We start from the raw sequence: 25,110 nt of genomic DNA on the forward strand, positions 1-25,110 counted from the left end.
GGCGCAACCCCTCAGTGCAGGAGCCGGCCCATGGCGCCCGCCACATCCGCCATCCTGACGGAGAAGCCCCATTCATTGTCGTACCATGCCAGCACACGCACCGTGCGGCCGCCCACGACCTTGGTCTGATCCGGCGCGAAGATCGAGGAATGCGGCGTGTGATTGAAATCGATCGAAACCTTGGCCTCGGGGTCGTAGGCCAGAACTGCGCCCATATGCCCGGCCGCGGCTTCGGCGACCACGGCGTTCACCTCCTCCACGGTGACGTCGCGCGCCGCCTCGAAGGTCAGGTCGACCGCCGAGACATTCGGCGTGGGCACCCGCAGCGCGATCCCGTCAAGCTTGCCGTCGAGTTCCGGCAGCACCTCCTTCAGCGCCTTGGCGGCCCCGGTGGAGGTGGGGATCATCGCCAGCGCCGCGGCCCGCGCGCGGTACAGATCCGCATGGCGCCGGTCCAGCGTCGGCTGGTCGCCGGTATAGCTGTGGATCGTGGTCATGATCCCGCGTTCGATGCCGATCGCGTCATTCAGGACCTTGGCCAGTGGAGCCAGGCAATTGGTCGTGCAGGAGCCGTTGGAGACCACATGGTGTTCGGGCCGCAGCTCCCGGTGGTTCACGCCATAGACGATGGTCTTGTCGGCCCCCTTGGCCGGCGCGGAGACAAGCACGCGTTTCGCCCCGTGCTCCAGATGCACCGCCGCCTGATCGCGGGAATTGAACTTGCCCGTGCATTCCAGAACCACGTCGCAGCCGGACCAGTCCAGCTCGCGCGGCTCGTAGGTTGAAAACACCTTCATCGGCCCGCGACCCAGATCAAGCGTGTCGCCGCTGACCCGCACCTCGCCGCCGAACCGGCCGTGGATACTGTCGTATTTCAGCAGATGGGCATTGGTCTCTATCGGGCCGGTGGCGTTGATCTTGACCACCTGCACATCGTTGCGCCCGCTTTCGGCGATATGCGCCAGCGTGCAGCGCCCGATGCGGCCAAAGCCGTTGATCCCGATGGTGACAGTCATGCCCGGTGTCCTTTTGTCGTCGCGCGTCGCATTTCCCGGTCCGAATACAAAACCGGACCCGGGATCGAAAGGAAAAACCGACATGTTTCCGGCATGTTAGCGCAAACCCCTGTCGAAACGGCCATGGTGGCGCTAACGAAATGCGTCCTCCCCTCTCCGGACCGGCGGAACCGCCCGCAGGCGCAAACGTTGCCTTCCGGGGCCGATTGGGCCACCAGTGGGGACACAAGTTGCACACAAGGCGGGCAGGATGAGCGGGCTACTGGCACTGTTGGACGATGTGGCGGCGATCGCCAAGGTTGCGGCGGCGTCGGTCGATGACGTGATCGGGCAGGCGACGAAGGCCGGGGCCAAGGCCGCGGGCGCGGTAATCGACGATGCCGCGGTGACGCCGAAATATGTCCACGGTTTCGCGGCCGAACGCGAGTTGCCGATTGTCTGGCGGATCGCGCGCGGCTCGATCTTCAACAAGCTGGTGATCCTGTTGCCGGTGGCGCTGCTGCTGTCCGTCTTCGCGCCCTGGATGATCCCGCCGCTGCTGATGCTGGGGGGCGCCTATCTCTGTTTCGAGGGGGCGGAGAAGATCTGGCACAAGCTGAACCCTACACCGCATCCCGAGATTCCCATCGACGAACAGCTGAAGGATGCCGCCCATCTTGAAGAGGAAAAGGTCAGGGGCGCGATCAAGACCGATTTCATCCTGTCGGCCGAGATCATGACCATTGCGCTGGCGGCCTTGCCGGAAAGCAACCTCTGGTTCGAGGCGGCCGCGCTGGCCATCGTCGCGGTCGGGATCACGGTGCTGGTTTACGGCAGCGTCGCGCTGATCGTGAAGGCCGATGATGTCGGTCTGCACATGGCCGCGGAGGGGCGCCTGGGCGTGACCCGCCGCGCGGGCCGGGCAATCGTCCGGGGCATGCCCGGTTTCATGACGGTGCTGACCTGGGTCGGCACGGCGGCGATGCTCTGGGTCGGCGGGTCGATCATCGTGCATGGGCTGGCGGAGCTTGGCTGGCACGCGCCCGAAGACAGGATCCACCATGCGGCCGAGGCCGTGGCGCATCTGGTGCCCGCCGGTCTGGCCGGGTTCACCGAATGGCTGGTCAAGGCCGTCATCGACGGCATTCTTGGCCTTGTGCTCGGTCTGCTGCTGATCCCGGTCGCGACCCGGGTGATCGGCCCCACGATCCGCGCCGTGACCGGCAAGGCCGAGGCCGGCGGGCACTAAGCCCGTCAGCCCCGCAAGGTCGCGCGCCCCGTCGCGCGCGGGCCGGATGTGCGGCCCCGGCATGGGCCGGCGCTATTTCAGCAGGGATTTCACCTTGTCCGCCACGGCTTCGGCGGTGATGCCGAAATGGGCGTAGAGATCTTCCGCCGGGGCCGATCCGCCAAAGCCATGCATGCCCACGAAACCCGATTTCTCCCGCTTGCCGCGTTCGCCGAAAAGCCAGCGGTCCCAGCCGAAGCGCACCGCCGCCTCGACCGCGACGCGGACCGGCCCGCCGGGCAGAACTCGTTTGCGGTAGGCTTCGGGCTGCTCCTCGAACAACTCCCAGCATGGCATCGAGACGACGCGGGTTCCGATCCCGTCGGCCTGAAGCAGATCGCGGGCGGCCATGGCAATCGCCACCTCGGACCCCGTGGCCATGAGGATCGCCTGCCGCTTGCCCTCGGCATCGGCCAGCACATAGCCGCCCTGGGCAACCATGTTGCGGGTCTTGTGGTCGACCCGGACCGTGGGCAGCCCCTGACGGCTGAGCGCCAGAACGGATGGCGTTGATTTCTGCGACAGGGCCAGTTCCCACGCCTCGGCGGTTTCCACCGCGTCGGCGGGGCGGAAGACAAGGCAATTAGGGGTGGCGCGCATCATCGCCAGATGTTCCACGGGCTGGTGGGTGGGGCCGTCTTCGCCCAGACCGATGCTGTCATGGGTCATCACATATTGCACCGAGACGCCCATCAGCGCGCTCAGCCGGATCGCGCCGCGCGCATAGTCGGTAAAGCACATGAAGGTGCCGCCATAGGGGCGCACGCCCCCGTGAAGCGCCATGCCGTTCATCGCCGCCGCCATGCCGTGTTCGCGGATGCCGTAATGGATGTGGCGGCCCTTGCGGTCCTCGGGCGAGAACACGCCGAGATCTGCGGTCTTGGTGTTGTTCGATCCGGTCAGATCGGCCGAGCCGCCAAGCGTTTCGGGCACGATCGGGTTGATCACCTCAAGCGCCATCTCGCTGGCCTTGCGGGTGGCCACCTTGGGCCGGGTTTCGGAGATCTGCTTTTTCAGCGCCTTGATCGTGGCCGACAGTTTCGGGGGCATATCGCCCGCGAAGGCCCGCGTGAAACTTGCCTGTCTGGTGGCCGATTGCAGGGCAAACTCCGCCTCCCAGGCCTCGCGCGCGGCGCGGCCGCGCGACCCGATCGCTTCCCATTCGGCTTTCAGATCCTCTGGGATCTCGAACGGTCCGTATTTCCAGCCATAGGCGGCCTTGGTGTCGGCGATGAGCTTGGGATCGGTCAGCGCGCCATGGCCCTTGGCGGTATCCTGGGCGGAGGAGCCGATGGCGATATGCGTCTTGCAGGCGATCATCGCCGGGCGCGGGGACGCCTTGGCCTCGCCAAGGGCGCGGTCGATATCGGCGGGGTCATGGCCGTCGCAGTCGAACACATCCCAGCCGGAAGCGGCAAAGCGCGCCTTCTGGTCGGTCCGGTCCGAGAGCGACACCGCACCGTCGATGGTGATGTTGTTGTTGTCCCACAGCACGATCAGCCGGCTCAGCTCGTGGCGGCCGGCAAGGCCGATGGCCTCCTGGCTGATCCCCTCCATCAGACAGCCGTCGCCTGCGATGCAATAGGTGTAATGGTCGATCAGCTTGCGGCCCCACCGGGCGCGGAGGCTTTCCTCGGCCATGGCAAAGCCCACAGCATTGGCGATGCCCTGCCCAAGCGGGCCGGTCGTGGTCTCCACGCCCTTGGCATGGCCGTATTCCGGATGGCCCGCGGTGATCGCGCCCAGTTGGCGGAAGTTGCGGATCTGGTCGATGGTCATGTCCGCATAGCCCGTAAGGTGCAGCAGGCTGTAGATCAGCATCGAGCCGTGGCCCGCGCTCAGGATGAACCGGTCGCGGTTGGGCCAGTCCGGGGCGCTTGCGTCGAAGCTCAGATGTTTCTCGAACAGAACGGTCGCCACATCGGCCATGCCCATGGGCATGCCGGAATGTCCGGAATTCGCGGCACCGACCGCGTCAAGCGTCAGGGTGCGGATGCAGGCGGCTCGGCGCCAATGATCGGGGTTCTGTGCGGCAAGGGCGGAAAGGTCCAAGGCGGGCGTCCTGTCTCAAGTGTCGTTAGGTCGGGGCGGTGATAGCAGAGGTCGGGCGAAGTGCAAGCGCGCCCGCGCCGGTGGCGGTGCCGATTTGGCGGCGAAAAATGCGTGCGCGACCGGGAAAACCCCGGAAACGGTTGCAAAACCGGTCCGGATAAGATTCGCTAGGCGCGAGGGTCCGGAATGCGGCGACAGGCCCGCCGGACAAGGTGAAAAACGGCCCCCGTCCAAAGGGGGCGCCAGAGACCGGGGGCATCCGCAGAGCATGAGCGAGACCGCAGATATGGACCAGATCGCCGCGTTGGAGGGGCGTCTTGCCGCCGCGCTTGACCGGATCGCCGCGGGCGTGACCGCCCTGCAGAGCCAGACCGGTGCCGCCGAAGACATGAACGCCGCCGCAGCCGCGCTGGAAGCCGCCGAGGCGCGCGCGACCGAACTTGCCGCCCGTCTGGCCGAGGCCGAGGAGGGGGCAGGGGGCGAGGCGCTGGCCGAAACCCAGGCCGCGCTGGCCGCGGAACAGGCCGCCAATGCGGATCTGACGGAGCAGGTTCGCGCGCTGGAGGCCTCCCGTCAGGCAAGCCGGGACGAACTGGCCCGCGCCGCCAGCGCCCATGATGGTCATCTGGACGAGATGAAGGCCGAACTGGAGCAGGCGCGCGCCACCATCGAAGAGCTGCGTGGCAAGGTCGCCGAGGCGGATACGGCGTCTTCGGCTGACGCGGGCGACCCCGCCGACAAGGACCGGATCGCCCAATTGGAAAACGAGGTCGAGGTTCTGCGCCGCCGGGTGAAGCGGTTGCGCGGCGAAAGCCACGCCGCCATGGCCGCCCGCGACGAGGCGCAGGATGCGCTGGACGAACTGCGCGCGTCGGATTCGGATGGCGCCGCAATGCCGGAGGCCGCGCTGCGTGCCGAACTGCGCAAGTTGCGGCTGGCCAATGCGGAACTGATCGCAACCAGCGAGGAGATGCGCCGGAACGCGGCGGCCGGCGACGCGGTGGATGCCGACCTGCTGAATGCCGCGCTGGCCGCCGAACTGCTCGCGCTCAAGGCGGAACGCGCGGCGGATGCGGCCGAGATGCAGGATATCGTGGACGAGTTGACCCCCCTTGTAAGCGGAGACAAAGCCAATGCCTGAGCTGGATATCGAAATCGGCGGCCGCACATTTGCCGTGGCCTGTCAGGAAGGTGAAGAGCCGTTTCTGGAATCCGCCGCCCGCATGCTCGATACCGAGGCGGCGGTGGTTCTGGGCCAGATCGGCCGGATGCCGCCCGAGCGCATGTTGCTGATGGCGGGCCTGATGCTGGCCGACAAGACCGCCGGATTGGAGGAGGATCTGGGCCGCATGCAGAGCGAGATGGAGGCGATGCAATCGGCCCTGACCACGGCGCAGAACCGGCTGGACGACCGGGCGCGCCGGATCGCCGAACTGGAAGAGGCGGCGCCGCCCGCCGAGATCGCCGTGATCCCGGCGCAGGTAACCGATGGTCTGGCCGAACTGGCCGCACGGGCCGAAGCAATGGCCGATACGCTCGACCGGGCGCGCGGGTAGGTCCGCGCCGGTCTGCCGCGGATTGTGCCTGTGGCTCATAGGTTTATTCGATTGATCCCTTCGGGTTGACCCTGCCCGGCGGCATTCATCTCACAGATGACTTGGCCTAATCTTTGCCCCGTCGGGAGCGTCCCGTCGACTTTCGGAAGGGGTGAAGATGAAGCGGGTCGTGTTGCGGGTGTTCCTTGGGCTGGGGCTGATTCTGATCCTGGCCGGGGCGGGGGGCTACATCCTGTTGCGCAACAGCCCGGCCTGGGACGGTCTCATGCTGTTTTCCGAAGGTACGCGGGTTGAGAATTTCCGCAATCTCGATGCCTTGTTCCCGTCCGATCCGGTTCGGCGCGGCACGACGGTCTGGGCGTTGGACGAAGCGCCCCACAGCCTACCGGACGGCTATGAGTTCGAAGGCGAAAACCGGAACCTGGCCGCATTTCTGGACAGAACCGAGACGACCGGGCTGCTTGTCCTGCATCAGGGACAGATCGCCCACGAGGACTACCGGCTCGGGGCGGACGAGACCTCGCTCTTCACGTCATGGTCGGTCGCGAAATCAATGCTGTCGGCCTTGATCGGCATCGCGCTGGAAGAAGGCCATATCGCATCCATCGATGACCCGGTCGCGGATTATGTCGGCGCGCTGGACGGGTCGGCCTATGGCGCGGTTCCGATCCGGCATGTGCTGACCATGTCATCGGGCATCGGGTTCGACGAGAACTACGCCAATCCGTTGTCGGACGTGTACCGCATTTTCATGAGCTTCTCCACCGGCACCCCGCTGGCCGAGGTTCTGGCCGACTACGAGGCGGAGCGGGAGCCCGGCATCTACAACGACTATATCAGCAGCGACAGTCTGGTGCTCGGTCTTGTGCTGGAGGGTGCGACCGGTATCGGGCTTGCGGACTATGCGCAAACCCGGCTCTGGGCCCCCATGGGGGCGGAGGCCGATGCCACCTGGAGCCGCAGCGTCTCCGGCGAAACGATCGCGATGTGCTGCTTCAACGCCACGCTGCGGGATTATGGCCGGTTCGGCCAGCTCTATCTGCAGAACGGGGCCCGGGATGACGTGCAGATCGTGCCGCAGGACTGGATCGAGGCCAGTATCACGCCGGAGGCGCCGCATCTGCAACCGGGTGACAACCCGGCCTCGTTCTGGAGCTTCGGCTACGGGTATCACTGGTGGATCCCCGAAGATCCGCAGGGCGATTACCTCGCCATCGGCATTTGGGGGCAGTACATCTATATCGACCCGTCACGCGAGATCGTGATCGTGAAGAAAAGCGCCGACGCGGGGTTCGATACCCGCGACCATGAAACCGTCGCGGCGTTTCGCGCCATTGCCCGGCATGTCGCGGGGGGCTGACGCCGACCCTCAGGCGCCGAGCAGAACCGGCAGCAGTCGCGCGGCCTCGTCGCGGGGGGAGGCGAGGGCGTCCCTGTCTTCACCGGGATAGAACCGGGCCCGGATCGCGGTGGGCATCGGCTCGGGCTTGAGCAGGTGGATCTTCGGGCCGGATTTCGCCGTTTCGGCCCGCCAGCTTTCCACCAGCGCCCGCTGCGCCGCTTTGGACATGCCATAGCCGCCCGCGAATTTCCGGTCCCAGTCGCTGTCGAAGAAAACCGCCCTGGGGGCCGGGCTGGGCGCAATCAACGGATCGACCAGCGCGATCAGCCGGGCCAGCGCGCGGATATTGGTGGCGATCAGCCGGTCCAGATCCTTGGCCGTCAGATGTGGCGTGGGGGTCAGCGCCGTGGCGTGAAAGGCGCTGTGAACCCAGATATCGGCATGCCCCCACCGGTCATGTATCGACCGGCAGAGATGGGCCATCGCCCCTTCATCGGTCACATCCATCGGCGCAAGCGTGGCCTTTCCGCCCGCAGCCTGGATGCGGTCATCCAGTTCTTCCAGCGAGCCCGTCGTGCGGGCCACCGCCACCACATGCGCACCCCGTGCCGCCAGCCATTCGGCGCTGGCCGCGCCGATCCCGCGGGAAGCGCCGGTCACCAGCGCGATCTGTCCGTCCAGTATCTTTTCCATGGCCGCCAAATGCCGCGTCTGGCGCCGCTTGGCAAGGGGTGCAGCCTGCGGCGGATTGCTTGACTTTGCCGCGCCTGCATCAGACAACATCCCCCGACATGGACATTATGCAAGGAGAGGCCGATGAGCCGCGAAATGACCCTGAGCCAAGCCGCTTTCGGAACCGATGGTCTGCTGCGCAAGACGCTGATGGTGGTGTTCGGCACCTTGCTGATCGCGCTTGCCGCGAAGGTCAGCGTTCCGCTCTGGCCGTCGCCGATCAGCCTGCAGACCCTGGCCATCCTGACCGTCGGCTTCGCCTTCGGCTCGCGCATGGGCGCGGTCACGTTGCTGGTCTATCTGGCGCAGGGCTGGGCCGGTCTGCCGGTCTTCACGCCCACCACCGCACTCGGGCCGCTGGCCTTCGTCGGCCCGACCGCGGGCTTCCTCGTGGGCTTCGTCGGCATGGCATGGCTGGCCGGCCTGGCGGCGGAACGCGGGCTGGCCAAAGGCTTCCTCGGCACCGCGCTTGCGGGCGTGGTGATCTCGGCGCTGCTCTATATCCCCGGTGCGATCTGGCCAATGGCCGTGGCCGGTGTGCTCGGCGTTGAGGCCGGCTGGGTCGGTCTGGATGCCTCGGCGATCTGGGCCGGTTTCGTCGCGCCCTTCCTGATCGGCGATGCGATCAAGGCGGTACTCGCGGCCCTGATCGTCACCGGCGCCTGGACGGTGCTGCGCAAGCGCGGCTGAGCGCCTTCCGGGCCTCGCGTCGGTCCCTACCACATTCAAAGCGCCGTCCCCGTCCGCGGGGGCGGCGTTTTGCGTTGCAGGGCCCCCCGAAACCACGGCCATGGCCGTCGGCGCAGAAGAAAGCTGGACTTGCGTGGCATGGCGGCGCAGGCTGCCTGCGGTGGCGGGCACAATCGCCCGCCCGGGTCGAAAGCGGTTTGCCGATGCACCTTGTTCAGTTGATCTATTCCTCGCGCCCCTTCGGCTATGATCAGGCCACGCTGAACGGCATTCTCGTCACTGCCCGCGGGCGCAACTCCGCGGCTGGCGTGACCGGCGCGCTGATCTGTCGGGCGGATCTCTATCTCCAGCTTCTCGAAGGGCCCGAACCGGCGGTCACCGAGATCTACAAAAGCATCATCCGCGATGACCGGCATCTGGACGTCACCCTGCGCAGCGACGGGGCGGTGACAGAGCGGCTTTTCGGCGAATGGGACATGCTGGACGATCCGGCGCGGGGCTGGATGTGGGACCGGGACGCGGTGGCCGACGGGGTGCTGGACCACGCGACCGCGCAGGAATTCGTGTCCGTGTTTCGCCGGGTGCGCCGGGAGATCCCGGCGGGCTGAACGCCGCCTGTCGGTCTACTCGGCCGGTTCGCGCTGCCGAAACTCGAACCCCTTGGCCTCCATATCCGTGGGACGCACCGGGTAATCGCCCGAAAAACACGCATCGCAATATTGCGGCGATCCGGCATCGCGCCCCTTGGGCTCGCCCACGGCGCGGTAGAGACCGTCAAGGGAGATGAAGCGCAGGCTGTCCACCTGCAGATGCGCGCGCATCTCCTCCTCCGACATGGTGGAGGCCAGAAGCTTTTCGCGTTCGGGCGTGTCGACCCCGTAGAAGCAGGGCCATGCCGTGGGCGGAGAGGCGATGCGGAAATGCACCTCCGCCGCGCCGGCATCCAGGATCATCTCCTTGATCTTGCGGGAGGTCGTGCCGCGCACCACGCTGTCGTCCACAAGGATCACGCGCTTGCCGCGGATCAGCGCCCGGTTCACGTTCAGCTTCAGGCGCACACCCATGTTGCGGATCTGTTCGGTCGGCTCGATGAAGGTGCGGCCCATATACTGGTTGCGGATGATGCCCATCGCATAGGGAATGCCGCTTTCCTGGCTGAAGCCGATGGCCGCGGGCGTGCCGCTATCGGGCACGGGGCAGACCAGATCGGCATCCACCGGCGCCTCCCGGGCCAACTCCACCCCGATCTGACGACGGGTTTCATAGACCGACTGGCCGCCCAGAATGCTGTCGGGCCGGGAGAAATACACATGCTCGAAGATGCAGCTGCGCGGTTTGCGCGGCTCGAACGGCATGTAGCTTTCGATGCCGTCGCCATTGATCACCACCATCTCGCCGGGCTCCACCTCGCGCACGAACTCGGCGCCGATGATGTCCAGCGCGCAGGTCTCCGAGCTCAGCACCCAGGCTCCGTCACCGATCCGGCCCAGAACCAGCGGCCGCACGCCAAGCGCATCGCGCACGCCGATCAGCTTGGTGCGGGTCATCGCGACGATGGAAAACGCGCCTTCGACCCGTCTGAGCGCGTCCTTCATCCGCTCGGGGATGTTCTTCTGATAGCTGCGCGCCATCAGGTGGATGATGCATTCGCTGTCCGACGAAGACTGGAAGATCGAGCCGCGCCCGATCAGCTCCCGCCGGAGTTCCTCCGCATTCACGATGTTGCCGTTATGGGCGATGGCCGCGCCGCCCATGGCGAACTCCCCGAAGAAGGGCTGCACGTCGCGGATGGCGGTGTTGCCCTTGGAGCCGGTGGTGGAATAACGCACATGGCCGATGGCCAGCGGGCCGGGCAGGGTCTCCATCACCTTGTGGGAGGTGAAATTGTCCCGCACATAGCCGAAGCGCCGGGCGGAGTTGAACCCGTGATCGGGGTGGTGGGCGACGATCCCGCCCGCCTCCTGCCCGCGATGCTGAAGCGCATGCAGGCCAAGGGCCACGAAATTCGCCGCATCGGTCACGCCGATCACGCCGAAGACGCCGCATTCCTCATGCAGTTTGTCATCATCGAAAAACGGGTCGAAAGGATGGGTGGGAAACCGGTCGTCAGCGCCAGTCGGGTGGCTCATTCAGTCGCTCCTGTGGCAGCAGGTCAGGGCCGAATCCGGGGTCAGAGTTCAGCTTGTATGTAGGGCGTCGGGCAGGGGCTGTCACGCGCCGCTTCATCAAGCTGTCACAATTGTTGCGGCGATGCCCTAGTTGCCGGTCGTTTCGGGGGCGGCCGGTTCGTCGGTTGCGGGCTCGGTGGCGTTGATCAGCTCTTCGTACCGATCGAGAATCCAGGCCGGTGCGTTGCTGGGGATCTGCGCCTCGATCCGGTCCTGAAGCTGGCCGAAGATCTGGGCGGTGCGGCTGTCATCGACCATCGACACCGCCTGATCGCCCGACACCCGGTCATAGACGATCAGCGCCACCACGATCAGTAGAATGCCCCGCGCGACCCCGAAGAGAAAGCCCAGACCGGCATCGAGCCCCCCCAGCACCGAGCGTTGCACGGCGCTGGCGAAGAGCGGCGTGAAGATCGAGACGATGACGAGCGCGATGGCAAAGACACCCGCGAAGGCGACGATGATCCCAAGTTCGTTGCTGCCGCCGATGAAACTGCCCAGATAGGGGATCTCGTCCACCAGCGGAAAGGCAATGGGGGCGAAGATGAAGGCCACGACCGCCGCGATGATCCAGCCGACGATTGCCATGACCTCGCGCACGAAGCCCCGGGAATAGGCCAGAATCGCGGAAATCACGATGACCCCGGCCACGACGCCGTCGATGATGGTGAAGCCGTCCATGGCTGCCCTCGTTTCTTTCTGCGCCCCTGCTGCTGGCGCCGTCCTTGCCCCGGCGCGCCTAGGCGGCGCCGAAAATATCGCCCACGAACCGGGTCAGATCGGCCATGGCTTTCAGTTCCATACCCGCGCCATCGCCGGTTTTGCACCCCTCGGGCGCTATAGCCTGTGAAAAACCAAGTTTCCGGGCCTCTTTCAACCTGTTTTCCGCCTGCGACACGGGGCGAAGCGCGCCGGAAAGGCTCAATTCCCCGAATACCACGCAGTTCGGCGGAATCGCGGCATCTTCCCGCGCGGACAAAAGCGCCGCCGCCACGGCCAGATCGGCGGCCGGTTCCGAGATGCGCATGCCGCCCGCGATGTTCAGATACACATCCAGCCCCTGAAAGGAGATACCGACCCGCGCCTCCAGCACCGCAAGGATCATCGACAGCCGCCCGCTGTCCCATCCGACTACCGCGCGACGCGGCTGGCTGAGCGACGAGGGCGCCACGAGGGCCTGGATTTCCACAAGCACGGGACGCGTGCCCTCGATACCCGCAAAGACGACCGACCCCGGCGCGGGCGTGTCCCTGTCCGACAGGAACAGCGCCGAGGGGTTCGGCACTTCGGCCAGCCCCGCACCGGTCATTTCGAACACGCCGATTTCGTCGGCGGGGCCGAACCGGTTCTTGACGCTGCGCAGGATGCGGAACTGGTGGCCGCGCTCACCCTCGAAATAGAGGACGGTATCGACCATGTGTTCCACCACCCGCGGCCCCGCGATCTGGCCGTCCTTGGTCACATGGCCCACCAGCATCACCGCGACACCGCGTTTCTTGGCGAATGTGACCAGTTCATGGGCCGCGGCGCGCACCTGCGACACGCTGCCGGGCGCGCTCTCGACCGTGTCGAGCCACATGGTCTGCACCGAGTCGATGATCGCGAGATCGGGGCGTTCGGCATCCAGCGTGGTCAGGATGTCGCGCAGGTTGGTTTCGGCGGCAAGCTTGACCGAGGCATCCGCCAGCCCCAACCGCTGCGCCCGCATGCGAACCTGCGCCGTCGCCTCCTCTCCGGAGACATAGATGACCTTCAGGCCCATGCGCGCGAAGCTGGCGGCGGCCTGCAGCAGAAGCGTGGATTTGCCGATGCCCGGATCGCCGCCCACCAGACAGGCCGACGCCGCGACAAGCCCGCCGCCAAGCACCCGATCCAGCTCCGCCAGACCGGAGCTTTGGCGGGGCGGCGGCGTTTCCTCGCTCGTCAGATCGGTCAGGGCCATGGCGCGGCCCTTGACCGCGCCGAGCGATTTTCCGGGCCCGGCACTCAACGGGGCTTCCTCGGCGATCGTGTTCCACTCGCCGCAATTGTCGCACCGGCCCGACCACTTCTTGTGGACCGAGCCGCAGGCGGAGCAGATGAACTGGGTGACGGGTTTTGCCATGGCGGGTTGGTACCTTGCCCAATGCGGAAAGACCATGGCCCGGATTGCGCCAGCCGTCAGGCGGCACGGACCGGAAGCCATGGGTTTTCTTCAGGGGAAAAATATTGACTTGATGAGTCGGCAGGCGGTATTCCGCCTATAGTGGAATGGTAAAACAAGCGCGAAATTGCGCGATACAGGCATAAGGCTCTCCATATGGATTATGTTCGGTTTTCAACGGCTCTGGCCGCAACCACACTGCTGTCTTCTGCAGTGTTCGCGCAGGACAGCTTCACACATGTGTCAACCATAGATGCCACGGGTACGCAGAGGCTCAACACTTCTCAACCTTACAGCACGGTTCAGGTAACCATTACCGATGTATCCGTCTTCTCCATACGCCGCGATCTTCAAACCGTCGTTAACGGGTGTTGCGGAGATGAGCATTACGGAACCCTTATTTATTTCCATACCGGATCGGCCCCTTTCCCGGGTGATGCGACCATTAACTCGGCTCTTTCCGGGATCGATGGCTATGCTGGAACGTCCAGTTTGTTTCAAGGCAGCACGACCAGCGGGCCGTCGGGCCTGAGTAACGGTCAGTACACGATTTTGTTCATGCCGGATCATCTCGATACAGGAAATGAAGTGTTCACGATTACGAAGACGTTTACAGGCGCGGTTCTGGGGTGGGGGCCAGCAGTCAGCGAACAGTTTGCGCAGCTTGTCGGGGCCGCCGGCGCCTTGAGCCGCAGATCCTCCGCCTCTTCTTTCGCAGTGGCCCGGTCATCTGCCGAGGACAGTTTTGTCGCCCGGGGCCGGGCGCTGAGCTATGAACTGGCTCCTGCCGAAGATGGCAGCCCACAGGTTGTTGCGGTCTCGTCTCAGTCGCCCGATCTGGTCGGCAACTTATATACATGGTTCGAATTCACCGGATATGAGGCCTCTGGCCGGTCCGACAGTCGCGACTACTCCGGTCGGGGTCTGCAATTCGGGGCCGATGTCGCGGTGTCGCCGAACTGGATCGTTGGCGTTTCACTGGGCGCGGCCGATCTGAACGCGTCCTCGACCGGATTTGCCCAGGAAGGCACGTTTCGCTTCATTCAACCTTATGCAAGCTATCGCAACGGATCGTGGTCGGCCGATCTCAGCCTTGTTTACGGCCAAAGCGATTATGATCAGGTTGATGCCGGCGGTACGGGCAGCGCGGAAAGCGACACGCTGGCGTTCAGTGTGTCGCTTACCCGCGACATCGCACTGGGCGATCGGACCCTGACGCCGTCGATCACGGTTCTGACCGGTCAGGAGGAGATCACAGGAACCGGTGGCACGCTGGCCGCCGCCGGAACCGAAGATATCGACTACACGGAGATATCGCTTGGCGCGCGCTACAGTTTCCCTACGTCCTTCGGCGGGGCCTATCTCGGTCTGTACGGGGACCATCTGTCGACCGATGCAACGACCGCGCTGGCGTCGGGCAGCTTCGATGAAGAAGGCTGGTCGGGCCGTGTGGAACTGGGGGCCGATTTCGATCTGTCGGATCGCAGCCGTCTGGCGGCCGGGGTTGCGGTCGGCGGGCTTGGATCCGATCTTCGCACGACGTCGGGCAATCTGCGCTTCGAGATCCGGTTCTAGGGCGCCCCGTCCGCTGCCAGACGCCTGCCGCTCGCCAGGCTGATCGCCAGCGAGGCGAGCACGCAGGCCGTGAACAGCCAGAGCCCCCAGGCGGTTTCGATGCGCCCGACGCTGACGCCCTTGGCCAGAACGATGTAGAGCGCGATCAGGAAGATATCCGCCATTGCCAGCTTGCCGAGCATCGTGGTGACGCGCAGCGCCCGACCGGGCAACCGGCCGAGATGGATCAGCGCGATGGCAATCGTCTTGGCCATGGGCGCGATCAGGGCGAAGATCGTGACCAGAACGGCCAGCAGCTTCTCATCCTCCCAAAGTGCCGCGATGCCCGACAGGACGGAGATCTCCTCCAGCCCGAAGAGCGGCAGCACGCCCGCCCGCATCAGCGGCGCGGTCCAGGAGATGGGGAACAGGATCAACAGCGCCAGATTGGCGACTTGAAGCGCGCGCATGGAAGGGCCTTTTTGCAACCGGTCTTCTGACGCAGATGACCCGATGCGCCCGGGCAGGCAAGTCTTCGCTGAAAGATCGTGCTTGGGATATCGCCCCGACCGATGTAATGTTCACCATATGTTCTGATATTATCCTTGCCCCGGGAAGAAGTCTGTGGCTTCGGGCGCGACGCGGTGCCCCCGCCGTGATCGCGCCGGCCTGCGGACCGGTGCAGGACCATTGGTGGAGAAGACGGATGCAGACGCGTGAAGGAACGCCCGGTGGCCCTTCGATGATCTTTGACATCCGCCCCGCGGATTGGGCCGGGTTTGCCAGCGTGATGGGCGAAAAGGGTGGCTGCGGCGGGTGCTGGTGCATGTTGTGGCGGCAATCCCGCGCGGAGATGGAGGCGGGCATGGGCGCGGGCAACCGGGCGGCGATGAAGGCGCTGTTCGCGGAGGGGCCGGGGCCGGGTCTGATCGCCTATCACGACAGTCTGGCCGTGGGCTGGGTGCAGGTCGCCCCGCGCATGGCGTTCATCCGGCTCGCGCGGTCGCGGGTCCTGCAACCGGTGGATGACAGACCGGTCTGGAGCGTCTCGTGCTTCCTGATCGACAAGCGGTTTCGCCGCACGGGCCTATCGGTGCAGTTGCTGCGCGCGGCCTGCGGCTTCGCGCGAGAGAGGGGCGCGGATATGCTGGAGGGGTATCCGGTCGACACGCCGAAACGGACCTATCCGCCGGTCTATGCCTGGACCGGATTTGCGGGCAGCTTCCGGCGGGCGGGGTTTGTGGAGGTTGCCCGCCGGTCGGAGACGCGGCCGATCATGCGCAAGGAATTGATATAGCGGGAGATTAAGGGGGCCCGCGCGGTCAACTGAACTGCCGCCGCCAGATCGTGACGCCCGCAACCGCAAGAACCACCAGCAGCTTGACCGTCTCGAACCGCCAGTTGGCATCCCGCATGTCGTTGAGCGACTGGTGCAGCCCGAACGCCAATCCGGCGGGAAACAGCAGCGCGATGATCACCACGACCGAGGGCAGGCCGACCACGGCGCCCGCCATCACCACCACGATCAGGGCGATCATCACCGGCACCAGATTGGCCAGAAGCTCGGTGACCATCGGAATATGCTGCCGCCTTTCGGCGCGCGCGGCGCGCAGCAGCCACTCCAGCAGCCCGGCCCCCGCATAGACCCACAGGATCGTGGCAATCGCCTCGATGGCGGCGATAGGGGTCATCGCTTCGCCGCCTCCGGCAGGGCGGTGCCGAGGGCGGGCGGCGTCCTTTTGGCGCGGCGTTCGGGGGCCATCAGCGCACGGCCTCGATCGGGCCGTCGGCCGATCCGGTGATGAACTGATGCAGATAGGGATCGGTCGCATCATCCATCCGCGCCACCGGGCCTTTCCATTTCACCACCCCGTCATGCAGCATCGCCACCCGGTCGGCGATGGCGCGCACCGACGACATGTCATGGGTGATGGTCATCGCGGTCGCGCCCATCTCGACCACGATTTCCCGGATCAGTTCGTTGATGACGCCCGCCATGATCGGATCAAGGCCGGTGGTCGGTTCGTCGAAGAAGATCACATCCGGTTCCGCGGCGATGGCGCGGGCCAGTCCCACGCGTTTCTGCATGCCCCCCGACAATTCCGAGGGGAAGAGATCCGCCACATCCGGGGTCAGCCCCACCCGCCGCAGTTTTTCGATGGCGATCTCGCGCGCCTCGGCCATCGGCCGTTTCAGGGAGCCGCGCAGAAGGCGGAAGGCGACATTCTGCCAGACGGCGAGCGAATCGAACAGCGCGCCGCCCTGAAACAGCATCCCGAAGCGCGCGAGGAACGCATCGCGCTCGGCGGTCAGCACGTCCTCGCCCTCCAGCGTGATGGTGCCGCTGTCATGACGGATCAGGCCAAGGACGCATTTCAGCAACACGGATTTGCCCGTGCCCGAGCCGCCGATGATCACCATGCTCTGGCCACGTTCGATGGTCAGATCGACGCCGCGCAGCACCCGTTTGGGCCCGAAGGATTTATGAACGCCCTCAAGTCTGATCATGCGGTGAAAAACAGCTCCGTCAGCAGGTAGTTCGAGGCCAGGATCAGGATCGAGGCCGAGACGACGGCGTTGGTCGTGGCGCGCCCCACACCGCGGGCGCCGCGGCCCGAATTCATCCCGTGATAGCAGCCCATCAGCGCCACGATGAAGCCGAAGACGGCCCCCTTTACAAGGCCCGAAAGCACATCCCAAAGCTCCAGGAAATCGACCGTGTTGTCGAGATAGGTGGCCGGGTTGAACCCCAGCCGCGAGGTCCCCACCAGATAGCCGCCGAAGATGCCGATCACGTCGCCCACGGCCACCAGAACCGGCAGGCTGAGCGTGGCGGCCAGCACCCGCGGCGCGGTCAGGTACTTCATCGGATGCGTCGACAGCGTGACAAGCGCGTCGATCTGCTCGGTCACCTTCATCGTTCCGATTTCGGCCGCGATGGCCGAGGCGACACGACCGGCCACCATCAGGCCGCCCAGAACCGGCCCCAGTTCGCGGACCATGCCGATGGCCACGATGGAGGGCACCACGGCCTCGGCGTTGAACCGCGCGCCGCCGGCGTAGATCTGCAAGGCGAGCGCGCCGCCGGTGAACAGTGCGGTCAGCCCCACGACCGGCAGGCTGAGCCAGCCGATCTGCAGCAGGGCCTGGGCGAATTCGCGCGGGTAGAAGGGCGGGCGGACCAGATGGCTGATCGCCTGCGCGGCATAGATCGCGACGCGCCCGATCAAGCCAAGCATCGACAGGGTCGAACGGCCGATCGCCCCAAGCGGAGAAAGCAGGATCATGCCGTGGTGCCCCCGGAATACAGGCGGTCATAGCGCGCGCCCAGAGAGGTGAGGATTTCATAGCCGATGGTGCCCGCGGCCTCGGCCAGATCGTCGACCGTCTGCGCGGGGCAGAGGATATCGAGGTGATCGGGCATGTCACGGAGGCCGGTCACGTCCACTGTGATCAGGTCCATCGACACGCGGCCCGCGACCGGGCAGGGCGTGTCGCCCGCGTAAAGCGTGGCCCGGCCGCTCAGCGCGCGGATCAGCCCGTCGGCATAGCCGCCCGACACCGTGGCGATCTTCCGCGGCGCCGGGGCGGTGTAGGTCGCGGAATAGCCGACCGTTTCGCCGGGCGCGAGATCGCGGACCTGCACCACGGGCAGGGACAGGCGGATCGCGGGGCGGGCCGCGGCATAGGGCAGCCCGCCATAAAGCCCCACCCCCGGGCGCGTCAGGTCGAAATGATATGCGCGCCCAAGCAGGATGCCGCCCGTCGCAGCAAGGGAGCGGGGCACGGTGACGCCCTCGGTCATGGCGGTGAAGGCGGCCAGTTGCGCGGCATTCTGCGGATGGGCGGCCTCGTCGGCGCAGGCCAGATGGCTCATCACAAGCCGCATCGGGCCGGTTTCCAGCCCATCGCGCAGTCCGGCCCAGTCTGCGGCTTCCATCCCCAGCCGGTTCATGCCGGTGTCAAGCTGCACGCCATAGGGCGCATCGGGCAGCGCCTTGCGGTGGCGCGCGGCTTGTTCGGCGCTGTTGAGCAGCGGGATCAGCGCGGCGTCGCGGATCGGATCGGTATCGCCCGCCATATGACCGGAAAAGACGTAGATCTCCGCCGACGGGCCAAGGATGTCGCGCAGATCGGCGCCCTCCCGCGCGGTTGCCACGAAAAAGCTGCGGGCGCCCGCACCGGCCAGTGCGCGGGCCACATGCGCCGCGCCCAGCCCATAGCCATCGGCCTTGACCACCGCACCGGTTTCGCCCGCCGACAGGGCATCCAGCGCCCGCCAGTTGGCGATCACCGCATCCAGATCGATATGAAGCTGCCCGCATGCCATGGGCTCTTCTGTCCGCGTTCCGGGCAGAGGCGTCAAGGCCCATGCTCCGGCGCGGGCCTTTTCGGGTGCAAGACGCCGCAGGAGGCCTCCCGCCATGAGATGGCCCGCCGCTGCCGGGCGTTCAGCGGAACCCGTCGCCTTCGACCGCCGCCTGCCACGGTTTGACCAGATTGCCGAACCGGGTGAAGCGGCCCTCGAAGCTGAGATCGACCGACCCAACGGGGCCGTGACGCTGCTTGCCGATGATCACTTCGGCCTTTCCGTGCAGTTGCTCCATCTCCTGCTGCCATTTGGCCATGGCCTCAAGATTATCCTCGCCGGGTTTCTCGCGCTCTTTGTAGTATTCGCCGCGATAGACGAACATCACCACATCGGCATCCTGTTCGATCGACCCGGATTCACGCAGGTCGCTCAGTTGCGGGCGCTTGTCCTCGCGTTGTTCCACCTGCCGGGAAAGCTGCGACAGGGCGATCACGGGGATGTTCAACTCCTTGGCGACCGCCTTCAGCCCTTGGGTGATCTCCGAGACCTCGTTGACCCGGTTTTCCGATTTTCCGCCGCCGCGCAGAAGCTGGAGATAATCGACGATCAGAAGATCCAGACCCTGCGGCGAACGTTTCAGCCGCCGGGCGCGGGCGGCCAGCTGGCTGATCGGCAGGGCGGGCGTGTCGTCGATGTAAAGCGGGCAGCTTTCCAGATCCTGCGCCGCGCGCAGGTAACGCTGGAACTCCTGCTCGTTCAGGTCGCCCTTGCGGATCAGTTCGGAGGGCACCTCGGCGGCCTCGGACAGCACCCGCTGCGCAAGCTGCGCGGCCGACATCTCCAGCGAGAAGAACCCCACCACGCCCCCGTCCACCGTACCCTCGGAGCCATCGGGCTTCTGTCCGCGCTTCCACGATTTGGCCACGTTGAAGGCGATGTTGGTGGCCAGCGATGTCTTGCCCATCGACGGCCGCCCGGCAAGGATCAGCAGGTCGGAATTGTGCAGCCCGCCCAACATCTTGTCCATGTCGATAAGGCCGGTGGAAATACCGGCCAGCCCGCCGCCCCGGTTATAGGCGGCATTGGCGATATCGACCGCATCGGTCAGCGCGCGCAGGAAGCTCTGAAAGCCGCGCGAGGTGGTGCCGGAAGAGGCGAGCTTGAACAGGTCGGCCTCCGCTTCGACGATCTGCTCATCGGGGGTGGCGTCGTCGCGTACGGTCTGCGCCCGGTCGGCGATGGTGCGGCCCAGATCGATCAGTTCGCGCCGCAGCGCCAGATCGTGGATCAGCTGCGCGTAGTCGCGCGCGGCGGAGGTGGCGATGGCGGAAAGCTGCAGGCGCAGCAGATATTCCGCGCCGCCCAGATCCTTCAGCCCCGGGTGATCGGCAAGGAAGTTCTTGAGTGTGGTGGCGTCGGTCTGCAGGCCCTTGGTGATCCGGCTGGCGGCGGTGGCGAAGATCTCGCCATGCACGGGATCGTAGAAATGATCGGGTTTGACCAGATCGTCGACCCGGTCCAGCACGTCGTTGGAGGACAGGATCGCGCCCAGAAGCTGCTGTTCGGCCTCGATATTATGGGGCAGCTCGGGCGCGGCATCCAGCGCGGCACCGGTCGGGTTGATGGCCTTCACCTCGTTCATGACGCTGCCCCTGTTTTTGCTTTGGATCGCTGCCCCCGACAGTGGTCACGGGCCTACAGGAGCCGCCGCGCTGGGGTCAATCTGGATATCCCTGTGGATAGCCTGTGGGCCGAAATCAGGGGCGCATATTGCCTTACTTCGCCTGCCCGCGTCAACATCTGGTGTCTGCCGGCCGGCGGCGTGGCGCAAAGACCACGCCCGCGATTTATTCCCGCGGTCCCGGATCAGGCGCCGCCACGTGCGGCTTGCCAGGCGTCGGGCGCGGCAAGGAATCGCTCCACCTCGGTCAGCGTGTCCTCGTCGAAATCACCGGCGCGGCGCGCCTCGGCCACCACATCGGCCCAGGTGCAGAGGTAATGGAGCGCCACACCTTCCGCGGCCAGCGTCTTCACCGTATCGGGAAAGATGTCGTAGAAGAAAACCACCGCCGTGTGGTTGCAGCTTGCGCCGGTCTTGCGGATCGCCTCGACGAATTTCAGCTTCGACCCGCCATCGGTCGTCAGATCCTCCACCAGCAGGACCCGCTCGCCCTCGTTCATCTGGCCTTCGATCTGGGCGTCGCGGCCATAGCCTTTGGGCTTCTTGCGCACATAGGTCATCGGCAGCGCCATGCGTTCGGCGACAAGCGCGGCGAAGGGGATGCCCGCGGTTTCGCCGCCCGCGATATTATCGAAGGCTTCCAGCCCGGCATTGCGCAGGATCGTGCAGGTCAGGAAATCCATCAGCGTGGAGCGGATGCGCGGGTAGGAGATCAGCTTGCGGCAGTCGATATAGGTCGGGGCCTGCTTGCCCGAGGCATGGGTGAAGGGCTCGGTCGCGTTGAAGTGGACGGCGCGGATATCCAGCAGCATGCGGGCGGTCATCTGCGCCATGTCAGCGGGAGAAAGATAGGTAGCGGGGATCATCGGCGCGGGTCTCCTTGGCGGGCCGCGGGATGCCTCCGGCGGCCATGTGTCGAAAGCGAAGGTGCGGTCAGGTCACGGCCCAGTACAGCGGGTGGCCGGGATCGAACAGGGTGACCGGCCCGTCGCCGGTGTCGAGCTTCGCGGGGTAGGCGACCGGCGTGGCCTGTCTGGTGAGGGTGATCATGTCCGTGTTCGGGGGCAGCCCGTAATGGGCGGGGCCGTGCAGCGAGGTGAAGCCTTCAAGCCGGTCGAGCGCGTTCTCCTCCTCGAACACATGGGCGAGGCAGGAGAGCGTGTTCGTGGCGGTGAAGCAGCCGGCGCAGCCACATGCGCTTTCCTTGTTCGGATCCGTGTGCGGCGCGGAATCGGTGCCCAGAAAGAAGCGCGGATTGCCCGAGGTCGCGGCCCGGCGCAGCGCCTGCTGATGGGTGTTCCGCTTGGCGACCGGCAGGCAGTAGTAATGCGGCCGGATCCCGCCTGCGAGAATATGATTTCGGTTGATCATCAGGTGGTGGGTGGTGATGGTTCCGGCGATTTTGCCATCCACATCAGCAACATAGTCGATACCATGGCTGGTGGTGATATGTTCCAGCGTGACCGTCAGGCCGGGCGTGGCGCGGCGGAGCGGGTCGAGCACCTTGTCCAGAAACACCTGTTCGCGGTCGAAGATATCGACCTGCGGATCGGTCACTTCGCCGTGGATGCACAGCGGCAGGCCGATCTCGGCCATCGTTTCCAGAACGCCGCGCACCCGGTCGAAATCGGTCACACCCGAGGCGGAATTGGTGGTGGCCCCCGCGGGGTAGAGCTTGACCGCCGTGATCAGTCCGCTGGCATGGGCGGCGGCCACGTCGCGGGCATCGGTCTCCTCGGTCAGATAGAGCGTCATCAGCGGGGTGAACTCGGCGCCTTCGGGCAGGGCCGCGAGGATCCGGTCGCGATAGGCGGCGGCATCGCTCCCGCGGACCACGGGCGGCACCAGATTGGGCATGATGATCGCGCGGGCGAAATGGCGGGCGGTTTCGGGCAGAACGGCCTCCAGCATGGCGCCATCGCGCAGGTGCAGGTGCCAGTCGTCGGGGCGGCGGAGACGAAGTGAGGTCATGACCTCTCCGCTACACCGGGGCGGCGGCGCTGCCAAGGGGGAAGTCCGCCGCAGCGCCATGCGCGGCCTGCCGATTCTCGCGGCGCTTTGCCTGAATTTTGGGCGAATCTGCAAGGCGCGGGCGGGTCCGGTCGGGGACCGCTTGTCACCATCCGAAAGCGTGCCAAAGCTTGGCCGATGTTCGACGCAACCAGCACCGCCACCGGTTTGCAACGCACCCGCGGGCGGGCCCGGGTGGCGATGGCAGATGGCCGGCTGACCCATCTGCATCAGGAAGGCGCGGCCAAGGCGATGCTGCCCCGGATGCATGGTCGCTGGCCCGAGGTGGTGTTTCTGAACACAAGCGGCGGGATCACCGGCGGCGACAGGCTGGATTACGCGCTGGATCTGGCCCCGGGAAGCCGGGCTGTGGGCACCACGCAGACCGCCGAGCGTGCCTATCGCGCCGCGGGCGGGGTGGGGCGGGTGCGCACCCGGCTGACATTGGGCGCGGGCGCTGAGCTGCATTGGCTGCCGCAGGAACTGATCCTCTTCGACGGCGCCGCGCTGGAGCGGGATCTGCAGGTGGAGATGGCGGCGGATGCTACGCTGGTGATGCTGGAAACGCTGGTTCTGGGCCGTATGGCGATGGGCGAGACGCTGACCGATCTGCATCTGCGCGACCGGCGGGCGGTGCGCCGGGGCGGGCGGCTGGTTCTGCTTGAACCCGTCCGGATGGACGCCGCCGACCTGATGCGCCCGGGCACGGCCGGGCTGAACGGGGCGCGGGCGCTGGCCAGCCTCAGTCTGATTGCGCCCGATGCGGTGGATCGGCTGGCGGGGCTTCGCCGGGTCCTGCCCGCCGATGGCGTGCGGGCCGCGGCGTCCGTCTGGGGCGGGCGGCTGACCGCGCGGCTTGTCTCGGCGGATGCGTTCGCCCTGCGCCGCTGCGTGGCCCGTGCCGTGACTTTTCTGACCCGCCAGCCGCTGCCGCGGGTCTGGCAGATTTGAGCTTCGAGGAGACCGGATGAACCTGACCCCCCGCGAAAAAGACAAACTGCTGATCAGCCTTGCCGCGATGGTGGCGCGCAACCGCCTGCAGCGCGGTGTCCGGCTGAACCATCCCGAGGCCATCGCGTTGATTACGGATTTCGTGATCGAAGGGGCGCGGGACGGGCGGAGCGTGGCCGATCTGATGGCCGCCGGCGCCGGTGTGATCCGTGCCGATCAATGCATGGAAGGGGTGCCCGAGATGATTCATGACGTTCAGGTCGAGGCGACATTTCCCGACGGCACCAAGCTGGTGACCGTGCATCACCCGATCCGATGAGCGGAGCGGCCGGCATGCCTGCGACATCCCAATCGCCCGCACGCTCCGCCGGTCTGTGGTATCGTCGGGGGCGGGCCCGCTTCCGGGCCCCGCGCAAAGCTGCTGTGGCAAAGGAGTAGAGACGGATGTTGTGGAACCTGATCCTGGGGGCGGTCGCGGGCTATCTGACACCGATGGCCGAACCGCATGTCAAACGGGTGCTCAAAGAGCTGGTGCAGGCCGAAATACCCGTCGGCAAGACTGAATACGACATGCTGACGCTGGTATTGCTGCTGATGGCGGCGGCGATCCTGGTCTGGCTTCTCGGCGGGGACAGCGCGGCGTTCCTGCTGTTGCTGGGCGCGCTTGGCGGGCTTTTCGGCAAGAGTATCTACAAGGCGATCGTGAACCCGGGCGTGGCGGAAAACCCGGGCACGGGCGCGCGCTATGCGGCGGCGGCCTCCCCCGCTGCGCCGGCCGATGCAGGCGTTGTGGCGGCGGAACCGGTGAGCGTGGCCGAGGCCCCCCAGACGGAGCCGGTGGCGGAGACGCCCGCCGAAGATACGGTGCCCGCGGAGGATGCCGCACCGGCCGAGGACGCCGCGCCCGCCGCCGCGCCCGCCGAGGATACCCCGTCCGCGGAAGAGACCGCGCCCGCGAAGGCCAGCCCGTCCAAGCGCAAGACCCGATCCCGGACGCCCAAATCATGATCCCCGGAGAGATCATCGCCGCGCCGGGCGACATCACGCTCAATGCGGACCGTGCGGTGGTCACGTTGCGCGTGGCGAATACGGGCGACCGGCCGGTGCAGGTCGGCAGCCATTACCATTTCGCCGAGGCCAACGAGGCGCTGAGCTTCGACCGCGACGCGGCGCGCGGCCACCGGCTGGACATCCCCGCCGGCACCGCCGTCCGGTTCGAACCGGGCCAGACCCGCGATGTGCAACTGGTGCCCTATGGCGGGGACCGGATCGTCTGGGGCTTCAATCAGAAGGTCATGGGGGCATTATGAAATCCTCTCCGTTCGATTACTGGCGCGCCGGGTTCGAGCTTGCGCAACTGGGTGTGGAGGCCAGTTCGGTCATCTGGATGCGGATGATGGGGCTGGCGGGCGCGTGGAACACACCGTTTGACGAAAGCTGGCGGATGATGCGGGAAAAACCGGGCGCATTCGTCGAGGCGACCGGCCGCGGGGTGGAGGCGATGCTGCGAGGCCAGCCCCCGGCCAATGTGGTGTCCGCCACCGTCGCACCGCTCAACCGGCACGCGGCGACGAACCGGCGGCGGCTGGCGCGGCGCGGCCCGCAGAGGAGACGCTGAGATGCCGTGGGGCGAGGC

General features: G+C 66.2%; 27 protein-coding genes. 13 read left to right on the forward strand and 14 right to left on the reverse strand.

The features are described 5' to 3' along the window. Positions 1 to 11: 11 nt before the first annotated feature. On the reverse strand, positions 12 to 1,016 hold the full coding sequence (gene gap / locus ACQ651_RS03540; RefSeq protein ID WP_430448330.1) for a type I glyceraldehyde-3-phosphate dehydrogenase: 1,005 nt from the start codon (positions 1,014 to 1,016) through the stop codon (positions 12 to 14). 250 nt (positions 1,017 to 1,266) lie between these two features. Between gap and ACQ651_RS03545 the strand changes: the two genes are divergently transcribed. Beyond that, positions 1,267 to 2,244: a DUF808 domain-containing protein gene (locus tag ACQ651_RS03545; RefSeq protein ID WP_430448331.1), complete on the forward strand. Its 978-nt coding sequence runs from the start codon at positions 1,267 to 1,269 to the stop codon at positions 2,242 to 2,244. A 72-nt stretch (positions 2,245 to 2,316) separates the two neighbouring features. On the opposite strand, the gene tkt is transcribed toward ACQ651_RS03545, so the two are convergent. Continuing rightward, on the reverse strand, positions 2,317 to 4,335 hold the full coding sequence (gene tkt / locus ACQ651_RS03550) for a transketolase (protein WP_430448332.1): 2,019 nt from the start codon (positions 4,333 to 4,335) through the stop codon (positions 2,317 to 2,319). A 268-nt stretch (positions 4,336 to 4,603) separates the two neighbouring features. On the opposite strand from tkt, the gene ACQ651_RS03555 reads away from it, so the two are divergent. The 3 genes from ACQ651_RS03555 to ACQ651_RS03565 all read left to right on the forward strand — a co-directional run bounded on the left by ACQ651_RS03555 (position 4,604) and on the right by ACQ651_RS03565 (position 7,251). Continuing rightward, positions 4,604 to 5,476, forward strand: coding sequence for a hypothetical protein (locus tag ACQ651_RS03555; RefSeq protein WP_430448334.1), 873 nt, complete (start codon positions 4,604 to 4,606; stop codon positions 5,474 to 5,476). Continuing rightward, positions 5,469 to 5,891 (forward strand): cell division protein ZapA, encoded by a 423-nt coding sequence (locus ACQ651_RS03560; protein WP_227285357.1) that lies wholly within the window; start codon positions 5,469 to 5,471, stop codon positions 5,889 to 5,891. The genes ACQ651_RS03555 and ACQ651_RS03560 overlap by 8 nt, the downstream gene beginning before the upstream one ends. 157 nt (positions 5,892 to 6,048) lie before the next feature. Further along, positions 6,049 to 7,251 carry a serine hydrolase domain-containing protein gene (locus ACQ651_RS03565; protein WP_430448336.1) on the forward strand — a complete coding sequence of 401 codons (1,203 nt, stop codon included), beginning with the start codon at positions 6,049 to 6,051 and terminating at the stop codon, positions 7,249 to 7,251. A gap of 9 nt (positions 7,252 to 7,260) precedes the next feature. Here the strand turns inward: ACQ651_RS03565 and ACQ651_RS03570 are convergent, their stop codons facing one another. Further along, on the reverse strand, positions 7,261 to 7,926 hold the full coding sequence (locus ACQ651_RS03570) for an SDR family NAD(P)-dependent oxidoreductase (protein WP_430448338.1): 666 nt from the start codon (positions 7,924 to 7,926) through the stop codon (positions 7,261 to 7,263). 123 nt (positions 7,927 to 8,049) lie between these two features. On the opposite strand from ACQ651_RS03570, the gene ACQ651_RS03575 reads away from it, so the two are divergent. Next, positions 8,050 to 8,655, forward strand: a complete 606-nt coding sequence (locus ACQ651_RS03575) for a biotin transporter BioY (protein WP_227285360.1) — start codon at positions 8,050 to 8,052, stop codon at positions 8,653 to 8,655. Between the two features lie 203 nt (positions 8,656 to 8,858). Further along, positions 8,859 to 9,263, forward strand: coding sequence for a BLUF domain-containing protein (locus ACQ651_RS03580; protein WP_227285361.1), 405 nt, complete (start codon positions 8,859 to 8,861; stop codon positions 9,261 to 9,263). Between the two features lie 15 nt (positions 9,264 to 9,278). On the opposite strand, the gene purF is transcribed toward ACQ651_RS03580, so the two are convergent. From purF to radA, 3 genes are all read right to left on the reverse strand, one after another. Next, complete coding sequence (gene purF, locus ACQ651_RS03585) at positions 9,279 to 10,784, reverse strand: amidophosphoribosyltransferase (protein ID WP_227285362.1); 1,506 nt, start codon at positions 10,782 to 10,784, stop codon at positions 9,279 to 9,281. Between the two features lie 126 nt (positions 10,785 to 10,910). Further along, positions 10,911 to 11,504, reverse strand: a complete 594-nt coding sequence (locus ACQ651_RS03590; RefSeq protein WP_227285363.1) for a CvpA family protein — start codon at positions 11,502 to 11,504, stop codon at positions 10,911 to 10,913. 58 nt (positions 11,505 to 11,562) lie between these two features. Next, positions 11,563 to 12,927 (reverse strand): DNA repair protein RadA, encoded by a 1,365-nt coding sequence (gene radA / locus ACQ651_RS03595; RefSeq protein ID WP_375552721.1) that lies wholly within the window; start codon positions 12,925 to 12,927, stop codon positions 11,563 to 11,565. A gap of 627 nt (positions 12,928 to 13,554) precedes the next feature. Here radA and ACQ651_RS03600 point away from each other — a divergent pair. Next, the gene (locus tag ACQ651_RS03600) at positions 13,555 to 14,541 is read left to right on the forward strand and encodes an autotransporter outer membrane beta-barrel domain-containing protein (protein WP_430448340.1); all 987 of its coding nucleotides are present in this window, start codon (positions 13,555 to 13,557) and stop codon (positions 14,539 to 14,541) included. Here the strand turns inward: ACQ651_RS03600 and ACQ651_RS03605 are convergent. Further along, complete coding sequence (locus tag ACQ651_RS03605) at positions 14,538 to 14,990, reverse strand: paraquat-inducible protein A (RefSeq protein ID WP_227285365.1); 453 nt, start codon at positions 14,988 to 14,990, stop codon at positions 14,538 to 14,540. The two genes, ACQ651_RS03600 and ACQ651_RS03605, sit on opposite strands and share 4 nt — an antisense overlap. Before the next feature lie 236 nt (positions 14,991 to 15,226). On the opposite strand from ACQ651_RS03605, the gene ACQ651_RS03610 reads away from it, so the two are divergent. Beyond that, positions 15,227 to 15,817 (forward strand): GNAT family N-acetyltransferase, encoded by a 591-nt coding sequence (locus ACQ651_RS03610; RefSeq protein WP_430448341.1) that lies wholly within the window; start codon positions 15,227 to 15,229, stop codon positions 15,815 to 15,817. 25 nt (positions 15,818 to 15,842) lie between these two features. On the opposite strand, the gene ACQ651_RS03615 is transcribed toward ACQ651_RS03610, so the two are convergent. The 7 genes from ACQ651_RS03615 to pyrC all read right to left on the reverse strand — a co-directional run bounded on the left by ACQ651_RS03615 (position 15,843) and on the right by pyrC (position 22,484). Continuing rightward, complete coding sequence (locus tag ACQ651_RS03615) at positions 15,843 to 16,211, reverse strand: hypothetical protein (protein ID WP_227285367.1); 369 nt, start codon at positions 16,209 to 16,211, stop codon at positions 15,843 to 15,845. Positions 16,212 to 16,281: 70 nt separating this feature from the next. Next, on the reverse strand, positions 16,282 to 17,028 hold the full coding sequence (locus tag ACQ651_RS03620) for an ABC transporter ATP-binding protein (RefSeq protein ID WP_430448343.1): 747 nt from the start codon (positions 17,026 to 17,028) through the stop codon (positions 16,282 to 16,284). After that, positions 17,025 to 17,807: an MlaE family ABC transporter permease gene (locus ACQ651_RS03625; RefSeq protein ID WP_121898190.1), complete on the reverse strand. Its 783-nt coding sequence runs from the start codon at positions 17,805 to 17,807 to the stop codon at positions 17,025 to 17,027. Before ACQ651_RS03625 ends, ACQ651_RS03620 begins: the two co-directional genes overlap by 4 nt. Beyond that, positions 17,804 to 18,850, reverse strand: a complete 1,047-nt coding sequence (gene alr / locus ACQ651_RS03630) for an alanine racemase (RefSeq protein WP_430448345.1) — start codon at positions 18,848 to 18,850, stop codon at positions 17,804 to 17,806. The genes ACQ651_RS03625 and alr overlap by 4 nt, the downstream gene beginning before the upstream one ends. Before the next feature lie 121 nt (positions 18,851 to 18,971). Continuing rightward, positions 18,972 to 20,474, reverse strand: a complete 1,503-nt coding sequence (locus ACQ651_RS03635; RefSeq protein ID WP_430448347.1) for a replicative DNA helicase — start codon at positions 20,472 to 20,474, stop codon at positions 18,972 to 18,974. Positions 20,475 to 20,698: 224 nt separating this feature from the next. Further along, positions 20,699 to 21,379 carry an orotate phosphoribosyltransferase gene (locus ACQ651_RS03640; RefSeq protein ID WP_430448348.1) on the reverse strand — a complete coding sequence of 227 codons (681 nt, stop codon included), beginning with the start codon at positions 21,377 to 21,379 and terminating at the stop codon, positions 20,699 to 20,701. Between the two features lie 67 nt (positions 21,380 to 21,446). Next, positions 21,447 to 22,484: a dihydroorotase gene (pyrC, locus tag ACQ651_RS03645; RefSeq protein ID WP_430448350.1), complete on the reverse strand. Its 1,038-nt coding sequence runs from the start codon at positions 22,482 to 22,484 to the stop codon at positions 21,447 to 21,449. Positions 22,485 to 22,661: 177 nt separating this feature from the next. On the opposite strand from pyrC, the gene ACQ651_RS03650 reads away from it, so the two are divergent. From ACQ651_RS03650 to ACQ651_RS03670, 5 genes are all read left to right on the forward strand, one after another. Beyond that, positions 22,662 to 23,474, forward strand: a complete 813-nt coding sequence (locus ACQ651_RS03650; RefSeq protein WP_430448351.1) for an urease accessory protein UreD — start codon at positions 22,662 to 22,664, stop codon at positions 23,472 to 23,474. Between the two features lie 16 nt (positions 23,475 to 23,490). Beyond that, entirely contained in the window at positions 23,491 to 23,793 is a 303-nt protein-coding gene (locus ACQ651_RS03655) for an urease subunit gamma (protein WP_430448353.1), read from the forward strand. 125 nt (positions 23,794 to 23,918) lie between these two features. Further along, the gene (locus ACQ651_RS03660; RefSeq protein WP_430448354.1) at positions 23,919 to 24,482 is read left to right on the forward strand and encodes a hypothetical protein; all 564 of its coding nucleotides are present in this window, start codon (positions 23,919 to 23,921) and stop codon (positions 24,480 to 24,482) included. Next, the gene (locus ACQ651_RS03665; RefSeq protein WP_430448355.1) at positions 24,479 to 24,784 is read left to right on the forward strand and encodes an urease subunit beta; all 306 of its coding nucleotides are present in this window, start codon (positions 24,479 to 24,481) and stop codon (positions 24,782 to 24,784) included. The genes ACQ651_RS03660 and ACQ651_RS03665 overlap by 4 nt, the downstream gene beginning before the upstream one ends. Further along, positions 24,781 to 25,092, forward strand: a complete 312-nt coding sequence (locus tag ACQ651_RS03670) for an antifreeze protein (RefSeq protein ID WP_227285376.1) — start codon at positions 24,781 to 24,783, stop codon at positions 25,090 to 25,092. The genes ACQ651_RS03665 and ACQ651_RS03670 overlap by 4 nt, the downstream gene beginning before the upstream one ends. The last annotated feature ends 18 nt before the right edge of the window (positions 25,093 to 25,110 follow it).

The organism is Rhodophyticola sp. (assembly GCF_965284195.1).
Lineage (GTDB): Bacteria > Pseudomonadota > Alphaproteobacteria > Rhodobacterales > Rhodobacteraceae > Rhodophyticola.